This is a genomic window from Mesorhizobium sp. P2_E6, assembly GCF_056403835.1.
In genome coordinates this window covers 558,008-577,752 of record NZ_JBFUEQ010000002.1, presented here as the reverse complement: position 1 = coordinate 577,752, position 19,745 = coordinate 558,008, and the positions used below count along the sequence as shown (strand labels likewise).

The following is a 19,745-nucleotide window of genomic DNA, read 5'->3' as shown; positions in this document are numbered from 1 at the left end:
TGTCAGTTCTTGAGCACGCCGCCCACGACCACACCGGTGCCGAAGATCAGCGCCTTGGTGAGGAAGTCGTTGTTGTCCTGGCGCGGCGGAAGATAATCCTCTCGCGCTACGGTCTCACGGTTGCGCCGCTTCTGAACAACCTTCTGTTGTTTGCGAGATTTCTGTGCCACCGGCCTCGGCGTGCTGACCTTCTGCACCATCTGCTTTTTCGGCTGCGCCGCACGGTCTTGATCGGCGGCGTATCTGGCGCGCACGCCTTCCATTATCGGATCTGTCTGGATCACGAGGAACGTAAGTTGCTCGCGCGTCAAATAGCTGGTCTGCGGGAGACCGTTCTTCGCTTGCCAGAGGCCGATCGCCTGACGCGTCTGAGGGCCCATGTTTCCGTCGATGCGCCCAAGCTCATTGCCCAACGCTTCGATGCGCAATTGCAGGTCGATGCGCCCCTGGCGATCGAGGCCGATCGCACTTTCCGTCAACTCGGTGCCCGGTGTCTGCTCCATCGCGTCCGGAACGCCGACCGAGGTGCGCATGGTAGAACCGGAACTGGCGTTCGCCTGGTCCGCATCGAGTGCCGCGACCTGCCGATTTTGGGCCTTCGGGTCGTTCAATTCGTCGATGCTCAACCGCGCCACGGTGGCGAAGCGACCGTTCGGAAACTGGTCGAGATAGGCCTCGTAGAACGGAATGGAACTGCGCTTGGAAGCCTCGTCCCAAAGGCGTTGCTCGACCTCCCACGAAGGAGGATCACTGGCAGCAGGGACAGGAGCGGATGTCGCCGCGGCGCTCGATGCGCCGGCCACGGGATTTGCAGCAGGCGCCGCTGGCGCGACGGGTTTTCCCAGGAAGACCTCGCGTCCGAGCGATGCGTTGTGCCAGGGCCTCTGGCGACCTTGCGTGGTTTCGGTCACTTCGCCGCGCACGCGCGTCAGCGCGCCCTGGATTTCGACGCCGGGTTCGGTCAGATGCCTGGCGAGCGCCGTCGAGTAAGGACTGTCGGCCCCGTTGCCGTCGAAAGCGATGGCGCCGGGATCCGTTGCATAGGCAATCAGGAGGCCGCCGGTTCCGATGCCGTCCGATTTTGCTTCGACCGGCGCCAGACCGGTACCCAACGAAGTGGAACGACTCTTCGGCATCGAGGCGGCCAGCGTTCTTGCCAGCGGATTGTCGCGGCAGGCATCGAGGATGATGACGCCAACCGCCGGGTCGGGCGGCAACGCTGCCATGAAGTCGTCGATCTGAATGGTACGGGTCTTGAGATAGGCCGGCGACGTCAAGTCGGCGTCGACCGGTATCAGGTAGTTCTTGCCGTCGACCTGCATGCCGTGACCGGCATAGAAAATCACCGCGAGGTCCGCGTCATAGGATTGTTCGGTAAACCGGCTGATCAGGCTGTGCATGCCTTGATTGTCCTGGTCGACCCCTTCGATCACCTCGAACCCGGCATTGCGCAGCGTCGATGCGATGAGATGGGCATCGTTGGCGGGGTTGGGCAAGGTAACCGCATGGACATAATTGCTGTTGCCGATCACCAGCGCGACGCGCTTGGCGTTGGGCGCGGCAGCCTCGGCGCCGGCGGCAGCCTGGGCGCCGAATGCGGCAAGGAAAAGCAGGATAATTCCGCTCAGATTGACGGCGAACGCTTTCATGGATCAGCCCTCCGCCCACCGGGGCACGCTGTTGATGTCTGCACATGCCAGGTTTCGTCAGCGACTGAGTCGCCTCTGCCAAAAAATGGCTCCTGGGCGTATGTGATCTTGACCGCAGTCCTGGTTCACAAACGGCCCGAAAAAATTTGTCTATGGTATCACTTGGCAGCGGGAATACCTGAGCGGCACGTGCCGCGAGGGCGGCTTCAAAGCGTATTCTGTGCCGAGCTTATGAGGGCCGTGATGGCCTGCTTGTATTTTTCGAACTCCGGCGATGTCTGGCGGATCTCCGTGGTCGTTGTCTGTGGGCCGGCGTCGGTGGCCACGCGGCTCAGCCTTTGGCCCATTTTCCTTTCGGCCCAGTCCACCACGTAACTGGCTGTCTTGCCGGTGAGGAACGGGTTGGCCTGGATGACGGCCGATCCGAGCACAGCGCTCAGCTGCGCCGAACCCGTCGCCGACAGCACCTGATGCGCGCCTTCCATGCCCAGGAAATGACAGAGATACAGCCGGCCGGCGGTGATCTGGTGACCGCGCGCCCGAAGATAGGCCTCGCCTTCGCGCGCCAGATTGCGCACCATCTCACGCGAGATCGTGGCGTCGTAGCGCAGAGCGAGCAGGTCGGCGGTCGACAGCGTGCGCGCCAGTTCCGGGCGGTAGGTATTCATCATCCTGATCCAGGTCTTGGTGATGAACTGGCCGGCGCCGGTCGCTGAAGAATTTGGATTCTTGGCACGAGCGCTGCCACCACTTTCGACATGGACGATACGGTCGGTGAGCGTTTCGACGGCGGAATCGTCCGACGCAATCGCGGTAACCGTGCCCAGGGGATCAATGGCCTCGCCATTCTGGTAAAGTTCGAAATGCAGGTGAGGCCCGGTCGAGAGGCCGGTGGTGCCGATGTAGCCAATGATGTCGCCGGCTTTCACCTTGGTGCCGACACCGGCCGCGATGGCAAATTTCTGCATATGCGCATAGCGCGTCTCGCGCCCGTTTCCATGCGAGATCTTCACCAGATTGCCATAGCTGCCGCCGTCGCCCTGGAAGGTGATCTCGCCATCGAAGGCCGCTTCGATCGGCGTGCCGACGGGCGCCGCCCAGTCGACGCCCTTGTGGATGCGAACGGTCCCGAGGATTGGGTGCTTGCGTGGCCCGAAGGTGGAGGTCATGACCCCGTTGACTGGCGTGACCATGCCGTTGGTGACAGTCAGAGAACGAACCAGATCGTCACCCGTAACGCACGCAAACTGGCCGTCGCTCTGCTGGAAGACGAAGCAGTCCAGGCTCTTTTCGGTGCCCTGGACGCCCACATACAGCACTCGCCCGGCACCTTCCTCCTTGCCGCGCGGCGTCTGCGAATAGATCAGCACAAGACGCTGGTCCTCGCTTGCAAAGGCGTCCAGGTCCTGTCCTCTCGAGAGATACATGATCGCTTCGCCGATCACCCCGGTCGGAACACTGTTGCGGGCTGCTGTCGAGTAGATCGCGTCAAGCAGACGGTACTGCCTTTTGTGCGTGCCTTCCGCCTGTGCGCCCGAATAGTTGAACAGATCCTCGCGGACCCAGGGATCGACGCCAGACACGAACGCGCCCGCGGCATTGCGCGTCAGCGTGCCGACAAACACGTTCTTGGCATAGATCGAAACCTGCATGAGGGACATCGTGGTCGTCTCGCGCGTCGGCCTGAAACCGCGCATGGCAACGACATAACCCGGTTCCAGACCGTCCCGGTTGAAAAGCGCCTTCAATGCCTCGCCTGCGAGCTTGGCATCGTCGGCCGAGAAATGTGCATCGAGCGCAACGCTGTCCAGGCTGCGGTCGTTGAGGATCTTCACGAACGTGTCCTCGGTCGCCTCGAACCGCTGATACTCATTGGTGACGACTGCCACGCTGGTGTTGTTTTCGATCTGGGTCTTCTGGAATGCGGGAAGGGCGGCGTCGCCCGCATCGATCGTTTCACCCCAGCCGGCTTCGGGATCGTCGGCATCCACCTTCTGGTCCGAAGCTGGCGCGGGTTCCCCCGCCGCGGGCGATGGCTCGAGATCGTTCTGCAGATCGCCGGTTGGCGCGGCAGTGGTCTTTCGCTGCGCCTGGAAGAAGGCAAAATCCTCCTGCGTCGACGGTATCGTCGTCATGAATTTTTCGCTGGCGCTAAGCATGACGTCGGACAGGATTTCGATCTGGGGCGAAACGTCGGCTTGATCGAGTTCCGCCGGGCGCGGGATCACGCGACCCTTCGTTGCGGCGCCGGCATCGGGCGCGAGCGTGATCCACATCGGGTCCCCGGCCAGGTCGATAATGGCGGGCACGTAGACGGACGCATCGGCCGGCACATCGTCCACGCCTTCGACCGCGTGCAACTCCTCGTCTTCGTCGCCGAACGACCAATAGTCCGCGGTGAGATAGAAACCGCCGGCGATCGAAAGCAGGACAACCACTGCGAGGCCGGCCAGGAGCCTGCGCCAAAGCGTGCGCCTGCGAAGGGCAGCGCGCGCCTGCTTTTTCTGCCTGAAGCTCGTGTCGATATTGTGCGTCACGGATTGCTTCCAGTCAGGAAGAAGGTCCACCGCACCTGTTCAAGCGTGTCGACTTCGAGAAATTGCGCCGCTATGTGGCCGCGCTGCCAGCATTCGTCGATGCCGCGTATCGAGAAACGTCGTCGCTCGATGCACATTTCGGTCGATCCGGTGAGGATCGCATGGCCGAACACGTCCGTTGCATAGATGTAGATGTAGCGGTTCGTCAGTTCCTCGCGGATGACGTTCACGCATTGATTTGCGCCGATGGTCCACCAGCCGTCGGTCTGGTCCGCATTGTCGACCTTCTGGCCGACGGCGAGATTGACGACGTCGAGCGTCTGGTTGCAGACCGTGAATTCGGCGCGCGCCTCGCCGGAGGACAGCACGGCCAGCAGTGCGGCGCCTGACAAGACCGCAAGCCTCATGCGGCCCGTCAGGGCGAGCAGGGCGGCTCGAATCGGACCACGCTCCTTTATCGGCAGGTCGGCAGACGATTGCGGCAAACACGAGCGGGGTTCCATCGGGCGCCCATGCTATCCGCCGAGCCGGAAATACTTGGCCGTGGCTGAGAACTGAGATCCGTCGGTCTCGATTTCTTCGAGAATCTTGGGGAGCAGCACCGAGGCTGGTGTGGGCGTGGAGAACGCAGCCGCCCGAATATCCTTGGGGCCGGTGATCACCATTATGATCTGCGGCACCGCCTTTCCGGCGGCCTGGTCGGCGGCGCCGAGACCGATCGGGATTCTGAAGGTGACCTTGTCCGGCTTTACGACGACGCGCTCGTCGAGATTGAACACCATGCCTTTGTGATCGATCAGCAGCACGCTGGAAATGAGTCCGCCACGCGTCACCAGCGTGCCACTGATCGGCGTACCGTTCGGCACCGATGTCCGATCGAGAACAAGCTGCGGCTTGTCGGCCGCGGTCTGCCCCAGAAAGCGCAGAAAGTTGGTGACTTCGCATTGGCTTGGTTCAATGAGGCGGACGCTGATATCCGGCTCGACATGGAATCTTGCCTGGAAATCGCCAAGCATCCGCTCGAATGGCTGAACCTCCGTTCCAAATCCTTCGATCGCGGCCGCCTTGTCGGTTGCCGACGTCATGGTGGCATAGAAACAGTCGCCGCCGCCGAAGTCGCGAACCCAGGAGACTCGTTGCGCGATGTCATCGACGATCGGCGGAACCTCCGGCTTGGGCACGTTCAACCCGACGACAGGCTGGTCAGGCTGTTTGGCTACCGGTGGCGCAGGTTTTTGGCTCTCGGTGTTCGCGACATCCGGCTGGCTTGCCGTAGGCTTGGGCGCCGGCACTGTCGCCTCGGGTGCCTGCACGGTCGCCTCGGGTGCCGGCACGGTCACCTCGGGCGCCGGCACGGTCACCTCGGGCGCCGGCACGGTCGCCTCGGGTGCCGGCACGGTCGCCTTGGGCGCTGCCGGCTGGCTGATCTGTGGCTCGGGCTTTTGGCTCTCGACAACCTCTGGCAGGGCCGGCGGCGGCGTCGAGACCTTCTCGGCTGCTAGCGGGGCTGGAGCGGTCGAGACCGGCGGCGAAGCCGACGTTTGACTGTCGCTGGCCGTCGTATCGGGCTGGACTGCCGGCGACACCTTTTCGGGTGGCGGCTGCGCCGCCGTTGCGGATGGCTTCGGGGGTTCTTCGGTCTGCGAGGGGACTTCGGCGGGCTTGGCCGGCTGCGGCTTTTGGGCGGCCGCAGCATCTTGCTGGTTTTCAGCCGATGGTGCGCTGGCCTCCGGCTGTACGGGCGGAACTGGCTTTGCCGGCTCAGGGGCGTTCGCGGCATTGTCCGTGGCAGCCGGCTTTGACGTTTCTGGTGCAGGCTTTGATGGCTCTGGTGCGGAAAGCGATGGCTTGCTGGCCGTCGGCATCGCAGGCGTCATGAAGCCGCTGAGATATAGGCCCGCGCCGGAGGCGACAGCCAGCGTCGCCAAGGCAGCGAGCGCGATGGTTCGGGTCTTTGTGGATTTTCCAGGGACATTAGCCGTGACCGGACGTGGTGAGCCGGCGAGCGCCGGAGACCGGGGTTGGGACAAATGCGCGGGCCGCACATGCGGGACGAAGGGCTGCCCACCTGAACCTGTTGCCGTTTCGGTGTCGTGCCTCTCGACGTGGGATGGCCGGCCCTGGGTCTTGGTGTCGGGCGAGAGGGTTTCCCCGGTTCGCGGCAAAGCCGGCCGATCGCGGGGTGTGATCGAAGTCGGCGGCGTTGTCTCCTCACTGTCGTCACGGGTCATCCTGGCGATTTCCGCCATGCTGATCGGCCGGTCTTGCGGATCCGGTTGCAGCATGGCTTCGACGATGTCGCGAAAATCATCGTCGATGTCCGAGAGATCAGGCACGGTCCGACGCTTTTCGATGACCTCGAACTGCGACCCGCTCATGTCGATCGGCTTGCCGCGCAAGGCGGCCACCAGCACCAGTCCCAGGCTGTAGATGTCGGACTGCTCGCTGACGTCGCCGCTGTAGAGCCCGAGCTGTTCGGGTGAAACGTAGTTGTACTTTCCCGCGAATTTTCCGCCGATCAAGGTCTCGCCGCCCACGGTCGCCGATCGTGCGATACCGAAATCGATGATCTTTGCGCGGTCGACCCGGCCCCCCGGCAGGATGATGTTGTCAGGAGACAGGTCGCGGTGTATCGCGCCCGCCTGATGCACCGCGCTCAGGCCGGACGCGAGGCGATGGCAGAGCTTGCGCACCTCTGCCGTCGGCATCGCGCCACGTCGCATGATGTCGAACAGCGACTCGCCGTCGACGAATTCCATCGCAAGGTAGGGACGGCCGATCCCGGGATCGATCGTGAAGACGTGATAGCGCACGACCGCATCATGCGACAGGCGATTGAGGATCAATGCCTCCTTGCGGAACAGGGAAAGGATCGTCTGGTCACGGGCGAACTCGGGCAGGACGATCTTGATCGCGACGTGGTCGCCGGTCTGGATGTTATGACCGCGGTAGACCTCCCCCATGCCACCGAAAGCGATCCGCTCATCAAGCTCGTAGATGCCGCTGAGTTGCGTGCCTACGGCGGTGTTCGCCATGCCCCCCGATATTCGCGTCTTGTCGTCGGCGCTCATCGGCCTCAACCCCCCGCTTTGTAGAGATCTGGACGTGGCGATTGCCCATCGCGCCCGTCGCCGATCTTCACAAGCACGATCGTCACATTGTCTGTGCCGCCACGCGCCAGCACCGTTTCCAACAGTTTTTCGCAGGCCGCCTGAGGTGTCGCGGACACGGTCGCCGCCTCGATCTCGGCGTCGGTGACATGCGCCGTCAGCCCATCGGTGTTCAGCACAAAAATGTCCCCCGGCATGATTTCGCCTTGCTGGAAATCGATGACGATCTCGTCGCTGACGCCGACCGCATGCGTGATGACATTGCGGCGCGGCCAGGTGCGCGCTTCGCTTTCGCTGATCATGCCTCTGTCCACGAGCTCCTGAACTTCGGTATGATCCTTCGAGATCTGTGAGATCGAGGCGTTGCGGATCAGATAGACGCGGCTGTCACCCGCCCACAGGCAGGCAAACCGCCCATCCATCGCCAGCAGGGCGGCAACAGTCGAGCCGATGGTTATGCCGCGAGATTCGGATATGCCGCGGATCTCGGCATTGGCCCTGCTCAGCCTGTCCTCGAAGCGCGCCCGAAGATCAGGTGCGGAGCTGGCAATGCCGATCGTTGCCAGATGATCGACGATACTGGCCGAAGCGACCTCTCCCGCGTCATGTCCACCCATTCCGTCGGCTACCACCCAGAGACCAGTTTGTGGCTCGACCAGATAGTTGTCTTCATTGAGCTCACGGACACAGCCTTTGTGGCTTACCCCGAAGCTCTCAAAGGGAAGGGCGACAGTGTTCACTTTGCCACCAAGCGCTTCTCAAGCGTCCTCTGCGGCGCACTTTCAGGCGCGCGCTCGTGTTACTTTGCCACAGGCTCGAACATTAAAGTATCGAAAACTAAGGTCTCTGCGTGGTCTGCGGATCCCCATCTCAAAACGCTTTCGGACAGCTGAACCCGGAAAGCGCGGGGAGCAAGAAGGGGTTGGTGCCGGAGCCTGCCTGGATCGTATAGGTAACGTCGCGGCCGCCGATCACGAAGCGTGCCTGCATATTGCTGTCGCTGCCGATGACGGCAGCCTTGTCCAGAAGCCGCTTCAGCGCCCACGGCCCTTCGAACTTGATGGCGGATTCGCGGCCTGGCATTTCCGGCGTCAGGCTTAGACTGGCGGACGCGGACGATGTACCGATCGGCCAGGTCACGGTGCTTGGCGCGTTACCTGTCTGGTTGCTCTGGACGATCTGACCATCGACATCGAGTATCGCCGTATCGGCGTCGCCATGCAGCGAGAATGGGGTGAAGGTGACGCTGACCAAGGGCACTGAACCGCCCGATGGAAAGAAGGCGCTGCGGATGTCCGCCGCCAGCTGGAAGTCTTTCAGGGTCGATTTCGACAGGTCGCGTCCAAAGCGCGCATCCTGTTTCCAGCTCCAGTCCTGGCCGGTCATGTCGATGAGCGATGCGAGGTTTTGTGCGAAGAACCGGTCCATCAGCCCGCCCGGCGCGAACAGTTTCGCGAAATCCGCCATGGCAACATCCTCGGTGCCGTCGCCGGCGAAGGGATACCGGCCGTTGATCGCCGCCTCACAGGGAGCCGTCACCGTCTGGTCGAGCATCTGGTTCAAGTTTGCCACCGAGGTTTCGGCGACGTTGCCTTCAAACTCATCCGCCGTTGCGTTGACCATCCGGCCAAGTTGCTTGGGCAGACGCGAGACATTGGCGCGAAGGGTGGCTATCTGCAGCTGCAGGTTCGTATTGACGCGCTCCGTCTGCGAAGGAACTTCGGCCGCCAGTTGCAGGCTCTGATAGATATTGCTGAAGTTCTGGGTCAGGGCATCGATTGGGCGGTGTCCTGCAGGGCCATTCACCAGGGCCTGGAAGGGTCTGAACTGCGCTTCAATGTTCGCACCTGGATTCGGGTTCTGTGTGTCGGCCGCCCTTGTGCCGGCGCGACTTTGCGATTTGCCGGTCGCGATTTGTAGGCCGATGCGGGCCAGACCCTTGCCCAGATCTGCGGCGTGCCCCGGCTGGTTTTGGGCCGTACCTGCCTCTTCGGCGCCAGGACCGTTGCCGTCACCAGGGTCTCGCGTCAGCGCTGTTTCGTTGGCGATCGCCGCAAAGAGCTGGTTTATCGGCGAGGTCGGGGAGGCAGCGGCAGAAAGCGCGATGTAGTGCGGCTTGTCCGTCAACATCGCTTTGAACTTCAACTGGTCGAGAACGCTGTTCCAGGCTGCTGCGAACTCCTTCCCGTAGCGATCGAGAAGTTCGGGGCCGAGCTTGAGCAATTGCTGATCGATGTCGCCTTGCTCACCGCCTCCGCCGAGAACCCATTGCTCGTCGACAAGCATCTGCGCAATGCGCGAAAGTTGCGGGAGATAGAAGGTGTGGAAGCCGGCATAGGTGTAGATACCGGGAACACGAAGGCCTGACAGATCGCTGCCGTTGATGCGCTCGAACAGCACTTGCGCTTCCGGGCCGCCTTTCAGGGAAACAGAAAAGTCGTCCAGTGCTGCCGCGTATATTGCCGACCGGATCAATGCGGACGCTCGATCGGCAAGGCTCATGCGCCCGAGAGAACGTTGGGCGGCTTCGACAAGCGGCTGGTTGAGTTCGAAAACCGGATCATAGGCGTCGTCCAATGCCAGCATGGCGCGCAGGTGCTTTTCGAGTTGCTCCCGTCCTGCTCGGTTGTTTTCGCCTGGATATCGGTTCTGCTCCCAATCCTGCTTCATCCAGGAAACGATCAACGCGTCATCGACCTTCGGCGCCTTGCCGCCAAGCATCAGATAGATTTTCAACGGTTCGTAGAGCGCGACGGGATCAGCCATCTTGGCCTGGATCGTCCGCTCGGCCTGGATCAGCAGGCGCGATCGGAACATTCGTTCCAGCCCTTGCCGATAAGCCGTTTTGGATGCCGAAAGAAGTCTCTCCCGCTGACTGAGGCCGAACGTCTCCTCGATCGGAGTCGGTAGGTCACCGGTTTCGAACCCGGCCGGCAGATCGCGCAACTGGTCGAGCGGCCCGATGACGTTTTCGAGGTCGACATCGGTGACCGTCGTGCTTTCGAGCAGGGGGGCGGCCGTCTGGCGGTACTGGCCCATGGCCAGACTTGTGGAGGCGATAAGCGACCGGTTGGCCGCGACGCTCAGCCCGAGCGTACCCAGTGCAGCAGCAGCGACCAAAGCTATTGCGCCGAGGCCGCCAAATCTGGCGATCGCTGCGCGCCTTGCAGCCGCTTTGTCGTACGAAACCCATCCGGATTCGGCAAAAATGACGTTCGTCAGCAGATCATGCAGAAAGAAGCTTTTGCCGGTTCCGGAAAGGTGAGGGCGGGAGTTGCTGCCGAAATCGCGGCCGATTGCGCCCAGCACCTGATCGATCGGCGTTCCCTCTTGCGTGCCTGACGAAAAATAGAGTCCACGCAGGCTGACATTCACCTGGCTGCGCGCCGGATCGAACAGGCCGGCGACAAAACTGGTAATTCGCCCCCGCAGCGCGCCGAACTGCGCCGGAAAGCCAAAGATGGAGATGCGCGTGAGCGGATCGGCCTCTTCCTGGAGGCGGTCGGCCATCTCGTCTGCCAGTCGGTTGGACAGCATGTCGAATTCAGCGGGAGCCTCGGCGGCCATGTTCCTGTCGCGCTCCGCCGTCTGGAACGTCGCGCCCCACACTTTTCGCCTGCGCGGTTCGTCGAAATCGCCGAAGTAATCCATGAACCCGGAAACAAGATCGGCCTTGGTGAAAAGCAGGTAGACTGGAAACTGGATTTTCAGCGTCTCGTGGATTTCCCTCAGGCGGCTGCGTATCTCGACGATGTGGGCGTCGAGCTGCTGATCGTCGAAGCTCATCAGGTCGGCAAGGCTGATGGCAAGGATGACGCCGTTTATCGGTTGTCTGGTGCGGTATCGCTTGAGCAGCGACAAGAAGGCGAGCCAGCTCTTCCTGTCGCTCTCGGCATGGGAGTCCTGCGTCGTGTAGCGTCCGGCGGTGTCGATCAGCACGGCCTGGTCGGTAAACCACCAGTCGCAGGAGCGTGTTCCGCCAACGCCAGCCACCGGCTGGGCGTCCCCCGAACCGGCAAGCGGAAAGTTCAGACCCGAATTGACCAGGGCCGTTGTCTTGCCGGCACCCGGCGGGCCGATGACGACGTACCAGGGGATCTCATAGAGGAAGTTGCGCTTGCCGCTTGACCGTTTGAGCGCCGCCACGGCCTCATTCATGCGAGCTTCGAGCACCCGCGAATCGTCATCGCGGTCGTCATTGTGTGCGACGACGGACTCGAGCGCTTTTTGCGCCTTTCTCGCTTGCCAGAAGCGTAGCCCGTAGAACAGCGCCAGCGCCGCCACGATCACGCCGATGATGGTTGCGCGCAGCCAGGCGGGGCCCAGCGGCCGGGTATCGGCGAAGCGGATCAAGGGCCCGCCAAACCACACTGCCGCCGCGAAGCCGGCCAGCGCGATAACGCTGAACATCCGCAGCAGCCAACGCGTCATGGGCGCTTCCAACAGGCCGTGCTCACAACGTTTCCTCCCTGGGGATCATCACATCGACACGGCGGTTCTTGGCGCGGCCTTCCGGCGTGGCATTGTCGGCGATCGGTTCGTCCTCGCCTTTGCCATCGACCGTCAGTCGCGAGGGATCGCTGAATTTCGGTGCCATCATCGTTTCGACAGCCTTGGCCCGGGCGACCGAAAGGTCGAAGTTGGATTTGAACGGGCTCGACTTTCGCGGTTTCACATTGTCCGTATGGCCGACGATCCGGATTTGCCCGGGCTCGGGCTGCAGCGCCGCGGCGATGTCGGCGGCAATGGGCTGGAATTCCGGCTTTGCCTCGGCCCTGCCGGACTGGAACAGCAGGACATTGTTGATTTCCACCACGATGAAGTTGCCCTTCGTGCCGATGGTCAGCCCGCCGCCTTCGACTTCCTTGGCCAGTGCCGAACGAATGCGATCAATCTGCGCGGTGGCTGCAGGTGGGGTGGCTTTCACCGGCTCGGCCAACGGCGCCACGCTGGCGCGCTCGATGGCGACTGGTGTCGACGGGTTGAGTGCCAGCAATTCACCGGCGGTGGCGTCGCCCTCATTGGTGATGAAGACCCGCAATGCAAAAAACGCCGCTGTCAGCAGCGCCGTCGCCGCTGCCGCAACGACCCAGAGCGGCAGGCGGGCCGACGGCTGCGCCATGGTCGCCGCCAGGCCCTGCCAGCGCGGCGAGATGTCCTCGCCTGCACGCGCCCTGAAATAGCGAAGCGTCTCGTAGACGTCGCGTCGAACGCGTTCGAGATTGTTGTCTTCGCGCCTCACGCCTCTGTACTGGCCTTCGAAACCCAGCGACAGGCAGGCATGCATCAGTTCGAGCAGATCGCAGTGCGTCTCGGGATTGGCCAGTATCGTGTTCAGGGCTTCGTAGAAGCCTGTGCCGGTGATCTCGGTGTGAAAGAACTGCCGCAGCATGCCGTTTTGCGCCCAGTCGTCGCTCTTGGGCCAAGGCAGGTTGCCTATGAGATCGTCGGCGGTTTCGCACAGAGCAAATTTCGCGATCCGAGCATCCTCTTCGGGAACGCCGGTCTTCTCCATCGTTCGGTCGAATTTTTCGATCGCGTCGGCGACATGTTGCGCCAGTGGCTCCGCTTGTCTTTCGACGGGCATCATCCTGAGCTGCCCGAACAGGATCAGCAAAGGTGCCGCCGCCGCGAGAATAGGGTTTGCCGCGGCGTATTTGACCGTGTCCGCGGCGCCGAACAGGATCGCCTGCTCGACCGCCCGGGCCGGCGCGGCGGCGGAAGAGGCAGCACCGGCCGCGGCGCCCAAAGGCGCACCTTGATAGATCACGGTTCCGGATGCCCAGCCCGGCGGTGTATGCCGCCCGACCCCAGGATCGAACACCGTTGAATCCTTGACCGGAGAGGGTTGGCCTCCGTCAGCGGCAGGTAGCTCGGGAACTGGTGGCGATTTTTTCTCGCGCCGTGGACTTGCGCGAATGACGGTCTTGCCCGCCAGGCCGAAGGGATCGTCCTTCGAGCTCATCGCCGACCGTCCGTGCAGGCGGTGTGGCCGCGATCGGGCGAGATGGGCGCAAAACGGTTGCTGGTCGGGGAATGGAAATACAACCCCCGCCGGCTGTGGCAGTGTCCGGAGGACGATTGACTGGAAAACGCTATCCCGCCGTCACATGACATTTGCCGCAGACCCCCAGCTCAATGAGTCTTACCCGCTTGGCGAACTGTCGTACGTGATCGTAATCTCAGAAATCGTCGATTGGAACCGGATGCCGGGCGTCGAAGGGACTTTTCTTCGCCGACTGCTGTACCATGCGTTACTTGGCCATCCGTTTCCTGGCCACGCGTCTCCTGGCCACGCGTTTCTTGGGATCGCCTATTTTTGCTTGTCGGCTTTGGCGTACGCCTCGCTGAAATAGGCCAGGAATATGTCCAGCATGCCGTTTTCGTGTGCTTCCTCCATGGTCCGCCATGTCGCGACATAGGCGTCCCAGGCCTGGCTCTTCTTCGACGTAAACGACGTAGGCGGGAGTTTCTTGCTGATCGCCTCGGGCGACAGGTCGTCAAGCAGCCGGGAGAGCGCGGTTTGCATGGCTGCATAGGTGGCAAATTCGTGCGTCTTGAGATCGTGGAATGCATCCTCGATGCTGCGCCTGGCATCAAGATAGCCGGCCCTGCGACGGGCGAACATGATTTCGAGGATGTCGTCGGTCCCCGGAACGAACTTCAGCGGATTGTTGTCCGCGGCGCTGATCATCGTTCGTTGTGTGCTCTTGGCCAACGTTTTCGCGGCCGCGCGGGCTTTCAGCAGCAAGGTCAGTTCTTCGACCACCGCCCGCAGGACCGCGCCGATTTCGGCGGCAACTTCATGCGGGTCGCGCAATTGAAGCAGTTCCGGCGAAATGCCGGCTCCGATAGCGATCTCCCTCAGCACCTCGTCCCTGGTCGAGGGCAGCGGTGTCGGGGTCGACGAGGACGCCGACACTGGAATGCGCTGCCCGGACCGTTGCTGTGCAGGCTCGAAGAAAGCCCCGCCTCCGAATTCCAGCGGCCGGCCCGTCGCGACCGGCATTTCCCGCGGTGTCGAATTTTGGTTGGCTTGGGGATAGCCTGCCGTGGCTCGCTCCTCGTCGATCGACACGACGACGACATAACGGCCGATCAGCATCCTGTCGCCATGGCCCAGCCGATGCGGGCCGGTCATGCGCTGGCTCGATCCGTTGATGAAGGTCCCATTGCGCGAGACATCGTGCAGCCAGAACGCGCCCGCCTCGTACAGAACCTCGCAGTGACGGCCCGAGATGAACTTGTCGGGATCTGGCAAGGTCCAGTCACAAGCATCGCGTCCGATTTCGAAGCCGCGATCGCGCGCTGCGTAGCCGGTCGGGATGCCGGCGGGCAGCGCGTCGACATTGCTGATTTGCAGACTGATGTACATCCAGGATCGCCGCGGATCGTTGATCGATACTGCACCATTCTAGCAGTTTGCGAGTAGAACAGCACAGCCGCGTTCCAAGCCGGTGCTTCGACAGGGCAAGTTTCAAGCGCCACCGGCCCTCTTTGGTCCGCAGGGCAAGATGTGGTAGGCTCCGGATGGCCTGGTGCGGCGGGTCGAAAAAGTTCCTGAACAGAATGCGGGAACTTCAATCCTTCGCGCCGGCGGCCGCGTCCAGGAGGGGCACGACCCATGCCGAACGAACGTGCCACGGTTGTGCAGACACCTGTTGGCGCCGACCTGTTGACCTTCACGCATCTCATCGGGCGCGATGAGATCAGCCGTTGTTTCGCCTATACGGCCGGGTTCGTAAGCACGGACCCCAATATCGATCCGCTGAAGATGCTGGGTGGTCCGGTCTCGGTCGAAGGTGAATCCGATCCGAAACGCTGGTTCAGCGGCATCGTGTCCGAGTTCCGGCTCACCCGCATCGAGGACCGGCTGGCCTATTACGAAGCGGTCGTGAGGCCGTGGCTCTGGTTTCTCGGCAACACCACCGATTGCCGTATTTTCCAGAACAAGAGCGTCGTCGACATCGTCAAGGACATCTTCAAGAAATACAGCGTGGCGGAATTCGATCTGCGCCTGCAGGGATCCTACCCGCCGCGCGAATACTGCGTGCAGTATGACGAGACCGATCTGGATTTCGTACAGCGACTGCTCGAGCATGAAGGCATCCTGTATTTCTTCGAGCATGACGAGGGTAAGCACACGCTTGTCCTAGTCGATGCGATGAGCAAGCTGAAGCCTGCGCCGGGCTACGAGAAAGTGCCCTATCATTTTGAAGGTCAGGGTTCCCGGCGCGATGTAGAATACATCACCGAATGGATACCGGGCAGTTCGGTGCGCCCGGGCGCCTATGCCCACACCGATTATGATTTCAAGAAGCCGGGCGCCGACCTGATGGCCAAGTCGGCCCAGCCGTTCAGCCACAAGCTGGCCGCGGGCGAGAACTACCGCCAGCCCGGTGCGCATCTCGAAGTGGGCCGGGGCGACAGCCTGGCCGCGATCCGCCGCGAGGAAATCCAGGCCGTGCACCAGCGCATCGCCGCTGTCGGCACCGTGCGCGGCCTCTATTCGGGCTGCACGTTCACGCTGGACGGTTTTCCACGAGAGGACCAGAACCAGGAATATCTGGTGGTCAGCGCCGAATACAGGCTGTTCGACCCGGGCTACAGAGCCCTTGCCGACGTCGACAGCGAGAACTTCCAGGTGATCCTCGGCGTGGCGCCGACCGCCGTGGCCTATCGCCCGTCACGCATCACGCCACGGCCAATCATGCGCGGGCCGCAGACCGCGACGGTGGTCGGACCATCCGGCGAGGAAATATTCACCGACAAATATGCCCGCGTGAAGGTCCAGTTCCATTGGGATCGTCTGGGCAAGAAGGATGAGAACAGTTCCTGCTTCGTGCGCGTCTCGCAGACCTGGGCCGGCAGCGGCTGGGGGTTCATCCAGATACCGCGCATCGGCCAGGAGGTGATCGTCGATTTCATCGAGGGTGACCCGGATCTGCCGATCATCACCGGCAGGGTCTACAACGCCTCCCAGATGCCGCCTTACGGTCTGCCGGGCAGCGCCACGCAATCCGGCTGGAAGTCGGACTCCTCCAAAGGAGGCGGCGGCTACAATGAGCTGATGTTCGAGGACAAAGCCGGCTCCGAACTGGTCAATTTCCAGGCGCAGAAGGACCACAACCTTCTGATCAAGCACGACCGCACCAAGCTCGTCCAGCACGACCAGTCCGACCGCATCGACCACGATGCCAAGCACTCCGTCGGCCACAACCTCGACGAGGACGTCGGCAACAACAAGACGGTCAAGGTCGGCGTCGACCAGACCACGAATATCGGCTCGAACGACACCGAGACGGTGGGCGCCAACCGTTCGCTGACGGTCATGGCCAACGAGACCATCCATGTCGTGTCGAACTCGACGGAGAACATCGACGCCAATCACACGCAGACGGTGGGGATTGTCCAGACGATTACAGTGGGGGCGGCTCGCATCGATACGGTTGGCGCCGCCGAGACGCGAACAGTCGGCGCAGCACAGATGAACACCATCGGTGCCATACGGTCGGTCACTGTCGGTGCAGCGCAGAGCCACGATATCGGCGCGTCGGACAGTTGGAACATAGCGGCGGCGCAGAGCGTCAATGTTGGAGCGGATCAGAGCGTCACTATAGGCAGCGCCCAGTCTTTCAACGTTGGTGCCGCGCGCAGCGCCAGCATCGCGGCCGATGACACAACGACGGTTGGTGGAGGGAGTTCGCTGTCAGTGACCGGTGCGAGTTCAATCCAGATCGGGGAAGACAGTTCAATCAATGTCGGCAAAAAGCTGGTTATTACCGTTGGTGACGAAATTCTGATCAAGTGTGGTTCGGCCAAATTCATGATGAAGAAGGACGGTACCATTGCCCTGGAGGGGAAGGACATTTCGGTCAAAGCAAGCGGCAAGATTGGCATCAAGGCATCGAGTGACATAACGATCAAGGGCTCGAAGATCAGCGAGAATTGAGGATGCAGCGATGAGTGACGTTCGCGAACACATTGACGGTGTGGTGATCGGCATCTTTCTCGGTTTCGATGATGCGGCGTCACCGCTGGTGGTATTCCCCGGCAATCCGGAACAGACAGCCTTGCCCGCGCGCAGCTTGACCGGGCTGACGTCCGATATGATCGGCTCCGAGGTGGCTTTGCTCTTTCAAGAGGGCGATCCCGCCAGGCCGCTCATCGTTGGCCGCATCGTCGATCCGGCGCGCAAGACTGCGGCGCCACAGGTCGTGCGGGACGGCGAGCGCGTTCGCATTACCGGGGAAGAGCGCATCGAGCTGCGATGCGGCAAGGCGACGATCCTGATGGAAAAGGATGGCCGCATCACCATTCGCGGTACTTTCGTCACCAGCCAGGCGAGCGCCACCAATCGTATCCGTGGCGGTTCGATCGACCTCAATTGATGTTGGCGGCAAGCGACAAGTCGAAATCAGAAGGCACGCCCGGTCGGCGGATAGTGCCGGATGTCGTAAGGCAGCACGCCGAGCAGGTCGCATTCTTCTGGGCGCAACGCGACACTTTGATGGCGTCGGATCCGCCGAACCTGGATGTGGTCGCCGGTGTCGACCGGCGCCTGGAAGCCAACCTGGATGGCTTGCGTATCGCAGGGTCGGCCGCTTGGCCGTTCATCGTTGCGGTGTATGAGGATTTCCCCGAGAAAGGCGAGTTGTTTCTGTATGGATGGATGGCGATAGAATTGAACGACAGCCGCCGCATTGCCGAGGTTGTCGAGCATGGGAATCGAAGCGAGGACGATGCTTGCGGATTGGTCGGCGCGCTGGCGTGGCACCAGCCCGCAACGATCGCGCCGCTGGTGCGGGACTGGATCGGAGCGCAGGATGCGTTCAAGCGATATCTCGGCGTATCGGCTTGCCTTGGGCATGGCGTCGACCCGAAGCAGATGCTGGTTCGACTTGTGCGCGATCCGGATGCACGAGTTCGCGCCGCGTCACTGCGGCTTGCCGGAAAAATCGGACGAGCCGATCTCCTTCCGCAACTGAGCACTGCGTTGGATGATACCGAAGAGTTGCCACGCTTCTGGGCCGCCTGGTCACTGGCGGAACTCGGTTCAGGCGACCTGGCCAGCTCCGAACTTCGCAAGGTTGCCGTCAGCAGAAGCGCTGACGCAATGACGGCGTTGCGCGCCGCCGTCAAGGCCTCACCCGACAGGGATGTCCGCGCCTGGATGGGCGGACTGTTCAAATCGCCTGAAACCGCGCCTTTGGCCGTACGTGGCGCCGGCATGCTGGGCGACCGCAACATTCTGCATTGGCTGATCCACCAGATGCGCACACCTGCTCTGGTCGCCGCCGCCGGCATTTCCTTCCTGGAGCTTTTCCCCGAAGCCAAAGAGCATGACGAACTTTTCTCAGTCGAACCCGACTTGCTGGGAGACAAGATTGCCGAACATTTCGACCAGGATCCTCCATATCTGCCGGTTGCCGACAGGGTCAAAGTATGGGCAATCGAGCGGCGCTTGCTTGCCGATCCTATCGCCAGCCCAAGGGATTGATGAACCTGTGGATCCACTCGACCGTGTTGTCGTTCTCGAAAAAAAGTCTGCCTGAAAATCTTGGGTGTTCCCGAAGGAAAAGAGGTTCCAGAAGGCGGCTTGCGTCGAAATAGGCATCATTGACCGTTTTCGGTCGGTTCATGTCTTCGACATTCGGCTCTGAGCCAAGTCGCATCAGGTAGCCTCGTCGTCCGCGCTCGATGTCGACGGAACTGAGGGACGCGCAGCTTTTCACCAGTTCCGCCCAAGAAGCGTCGATCGCTGACAGGCCCTCGCCGAGAAGTGTCAGCCAGCTCACCGTTTTGATCCCGAGGTTGCTGACAGGAAGCGTCAGGTTCAGATTCTCTATGTCTATTCCCCAGTATCGCTTCGCTTGAGCGTATATGTAGTCAAACGCCGGAAGTCGTTCCCATGGATCGTAGGCAAAAGTCAGCCCGCCGTGACCAGAAATAAATTCAACATTGTCGACAATATTGCGGGCCAGGCCGACGAGTACGCCAACTTCTGTGTCAAGTGGAGCGAGGACACGGACAGCCGAATGCAGGCCGCTGTCACGTCTATGAATACGGTTACACGAAAAACTCCAGCTGCCTCTCGGATCGTCAATCGAAACGTGATCCCAATAGCGAAGCTCGAACGCTCTGCCTTCACGAATGCGTCTGTAAACCGGTTGAAGATACGGCTCCGGAAGACCGTTCCTTGCCGCAACGCGGCCACTCCTTGTCAACTCAGGCGCGGAAGCCAGCAGCCAATACGGAAACTCTGCAAGCCCGATCTTCTGAATCGAGCCTGGCGGAGAGGCCTGCCGGTAAAGCTCGATGAGGAAATCGAGCTCGGCCTGGGTGGGGCCTTTCAGGTAGACCGTCAGGTCGAGCATTACCTTGCACGCGATTTTGCCTTCGACGGAAAAGGGTCGAAGCAGTTGCGGAGGCAGCTTCATGAACCTGCA

At 61.7% G+C, this 19,745-nt stretch carries 12 protein-coding genes; 3 read left to right on the top strand and 9 right to left on the bottom strand.

Going from position 1 to position 19,745, the window contains the following annotated elements; all coding sequences use genetic code 11:
- Positions 1-2: 2 nt before the first annotated feature.
- The 8 genes from AC1D08_RS07365 to tagH form a co-directional block, all read right to left on the bottom strand.
- Positions 3-1,649: a caspase family protein gene (locus AC1D08_RS07365; protein WP_457154427.1), complete on the bottom strand. Its 1,647-nt coding sequence runs from the start codon at positions 1,647-1,649 to the stop codon at positions 3-5.
- A 206-nt stretch (positions 1,650-1,855) separates the two neighbouring features.
- Positions 1,856-4,186 carry a M23 family metallopeptidase gene (locus tag AC1D08_RS07360; RefSeq protein ID WP_477422846.1) on the bottom strand — a complete coding sequence of 777 codons (2,331 nt, stop codon included), beginning with the start codon at positions 4,184-4,186 and terminating at the stop codon, positions 1,856-1,858.
- Positions 4,183-4,593 carry a DUF1036 domain-containing protein gene (locus AC1D08_RS07355; RefSeq protein WP_167391941.1) on the bottom strand — a complete coding sequence of 137 codons (411 nt, stop codon included), beginning with the start codon at positions 4,591-4,593 and terminating at the stop codon, positions 4,183-4,185. Before AC1D08_RS07355 ends, AC1D08_RS07360 begins: the two co-directional genes overlap by 4 nt.
- Before the next feature lie 108 nt (positions 4,594-4,701).
- A complete protein-coding gene (locus AC1D08_RS07350; protein ID WP_477422844.1) occupies positions 4,702-7,257 on the bottom strand; it encodes a serine/threonine-protein kinase in 2,556 nt (851 codons plus the stop codon).
- A gap of 5 nt (positions 7,258-7,262) precedes the next feature.
- On the bottom strand, positions 7,263-8,036 hold the full coding sequence (locus AC1D08_RS07345; protein WP_095080748.1) for a PP2C family protein-serine/threonine phosphatase: 774 nt from the start codon (positions 8,034-8,036) through the stop codon (positions 7,263-7,265).
- 130 nt (positions 8,037-8,166) lie between these two features.
- Positions 8,167-11,727 carry a type VI secretion system membrane subunit TssM gene (gene tssM / locus AC1D08_RS07340; protein ID WP_477422842.1) on the bottom strand — a complete coding sequence of 1,187 codons (3,561 nt, stop codon included), beginning with the start codon at positions 11,725-11,727 and terminating at the stop codon, positions 8,167-8,169.
- Between the two features lie 22 nt (positions 11,728-11,749).
- A complete protein-coding gene (gene tssL, locus AC1D08_RS07335) occupies positions 11,750-13,261 on the bottom strand; it encodes a type VI secretion system protein TssL, long form (protein WP_477422840.1) in 1,512 nt (503 codons plus the stop codon).
- Between the two features lie 348 nt (positions 13,262-13,609).
- A complete protein-coding gene (gene tagH / locus AC1D08_RS07330; protein ID WP_457154710.1) occupies positions 13,610-14,671 on the bottom strand; it encodes a type VI secretion system-associated FHA domain protein TagH in 1,062 nt (353 codons plus the stop codon).
- Positions 14,672-14,920: 249 nt separating this feature from the next.
- Between tagH and AC1D08_RS07325 the strand changes: the two genes are divergently transcribed.
- Genes AC1D08_RS07325 through AC1D08_RS07315 form a run of 3 tightly spaced genes read left to right on the top strand, consistent with a single transcriptional unit; the run spans position 14,921 to position 18,796 of the window.
- Entirely contained in the window at positions 14,921-17,248 is a 2,328-nt protein-coding gene (locus AC1D08_RS07325) for a type VI secretion system Vgr family protein (RefSeq protein ID WP_477422838.1), read from the top strand.
- Positions 17,249-17,258: 10 nt separating this feature from the next.
- Entirely contained in the window at positions 17,259-17,687 is a 429-nt protein-coding gene (locus tag AC1D08_RS07320; RefSeq protein WP_457155069.1) for a DUF6484 domain-containing protein, read from the top strand.
- Positions 17,687-18,796 (top strand): HEAT repeat domain-containing protein, encoded by a 1,110-nt coding sequence (locus AC1D08_RS07315; RefSeq protein ID WP_457155070.1) that lies wholly within the window; start codon positions 17,687-17,689, stop codon positions 18,794-18,796. The genes AC1D08_RS07320 and AC1D08_RS07315 overlap by 1 nt, the downstream gene beginning before the upstream one ends.
- Here the strand turns inward: AC1D08_RS07315 and AC1D08_RS07310 are convergent.
- Positions 18,774-19,736 (bottom strand): type VI immunity family protein, encoded by a 963-nt coding sequence (locus tag AC1D08_RS07310; protein WP_477225823.1) that lies wholly within the window; start codon positions 19,734-19,736, stop codon positions 18,774-18,776. The two genes, AC1D08_RS07315 and AC1D08_RS07310, sit on opposite strands and share 23 nt — an antisense overlap.
- Between the last annotated feature and the right edge of the window lie 9 nt (positions 19,737-19,745).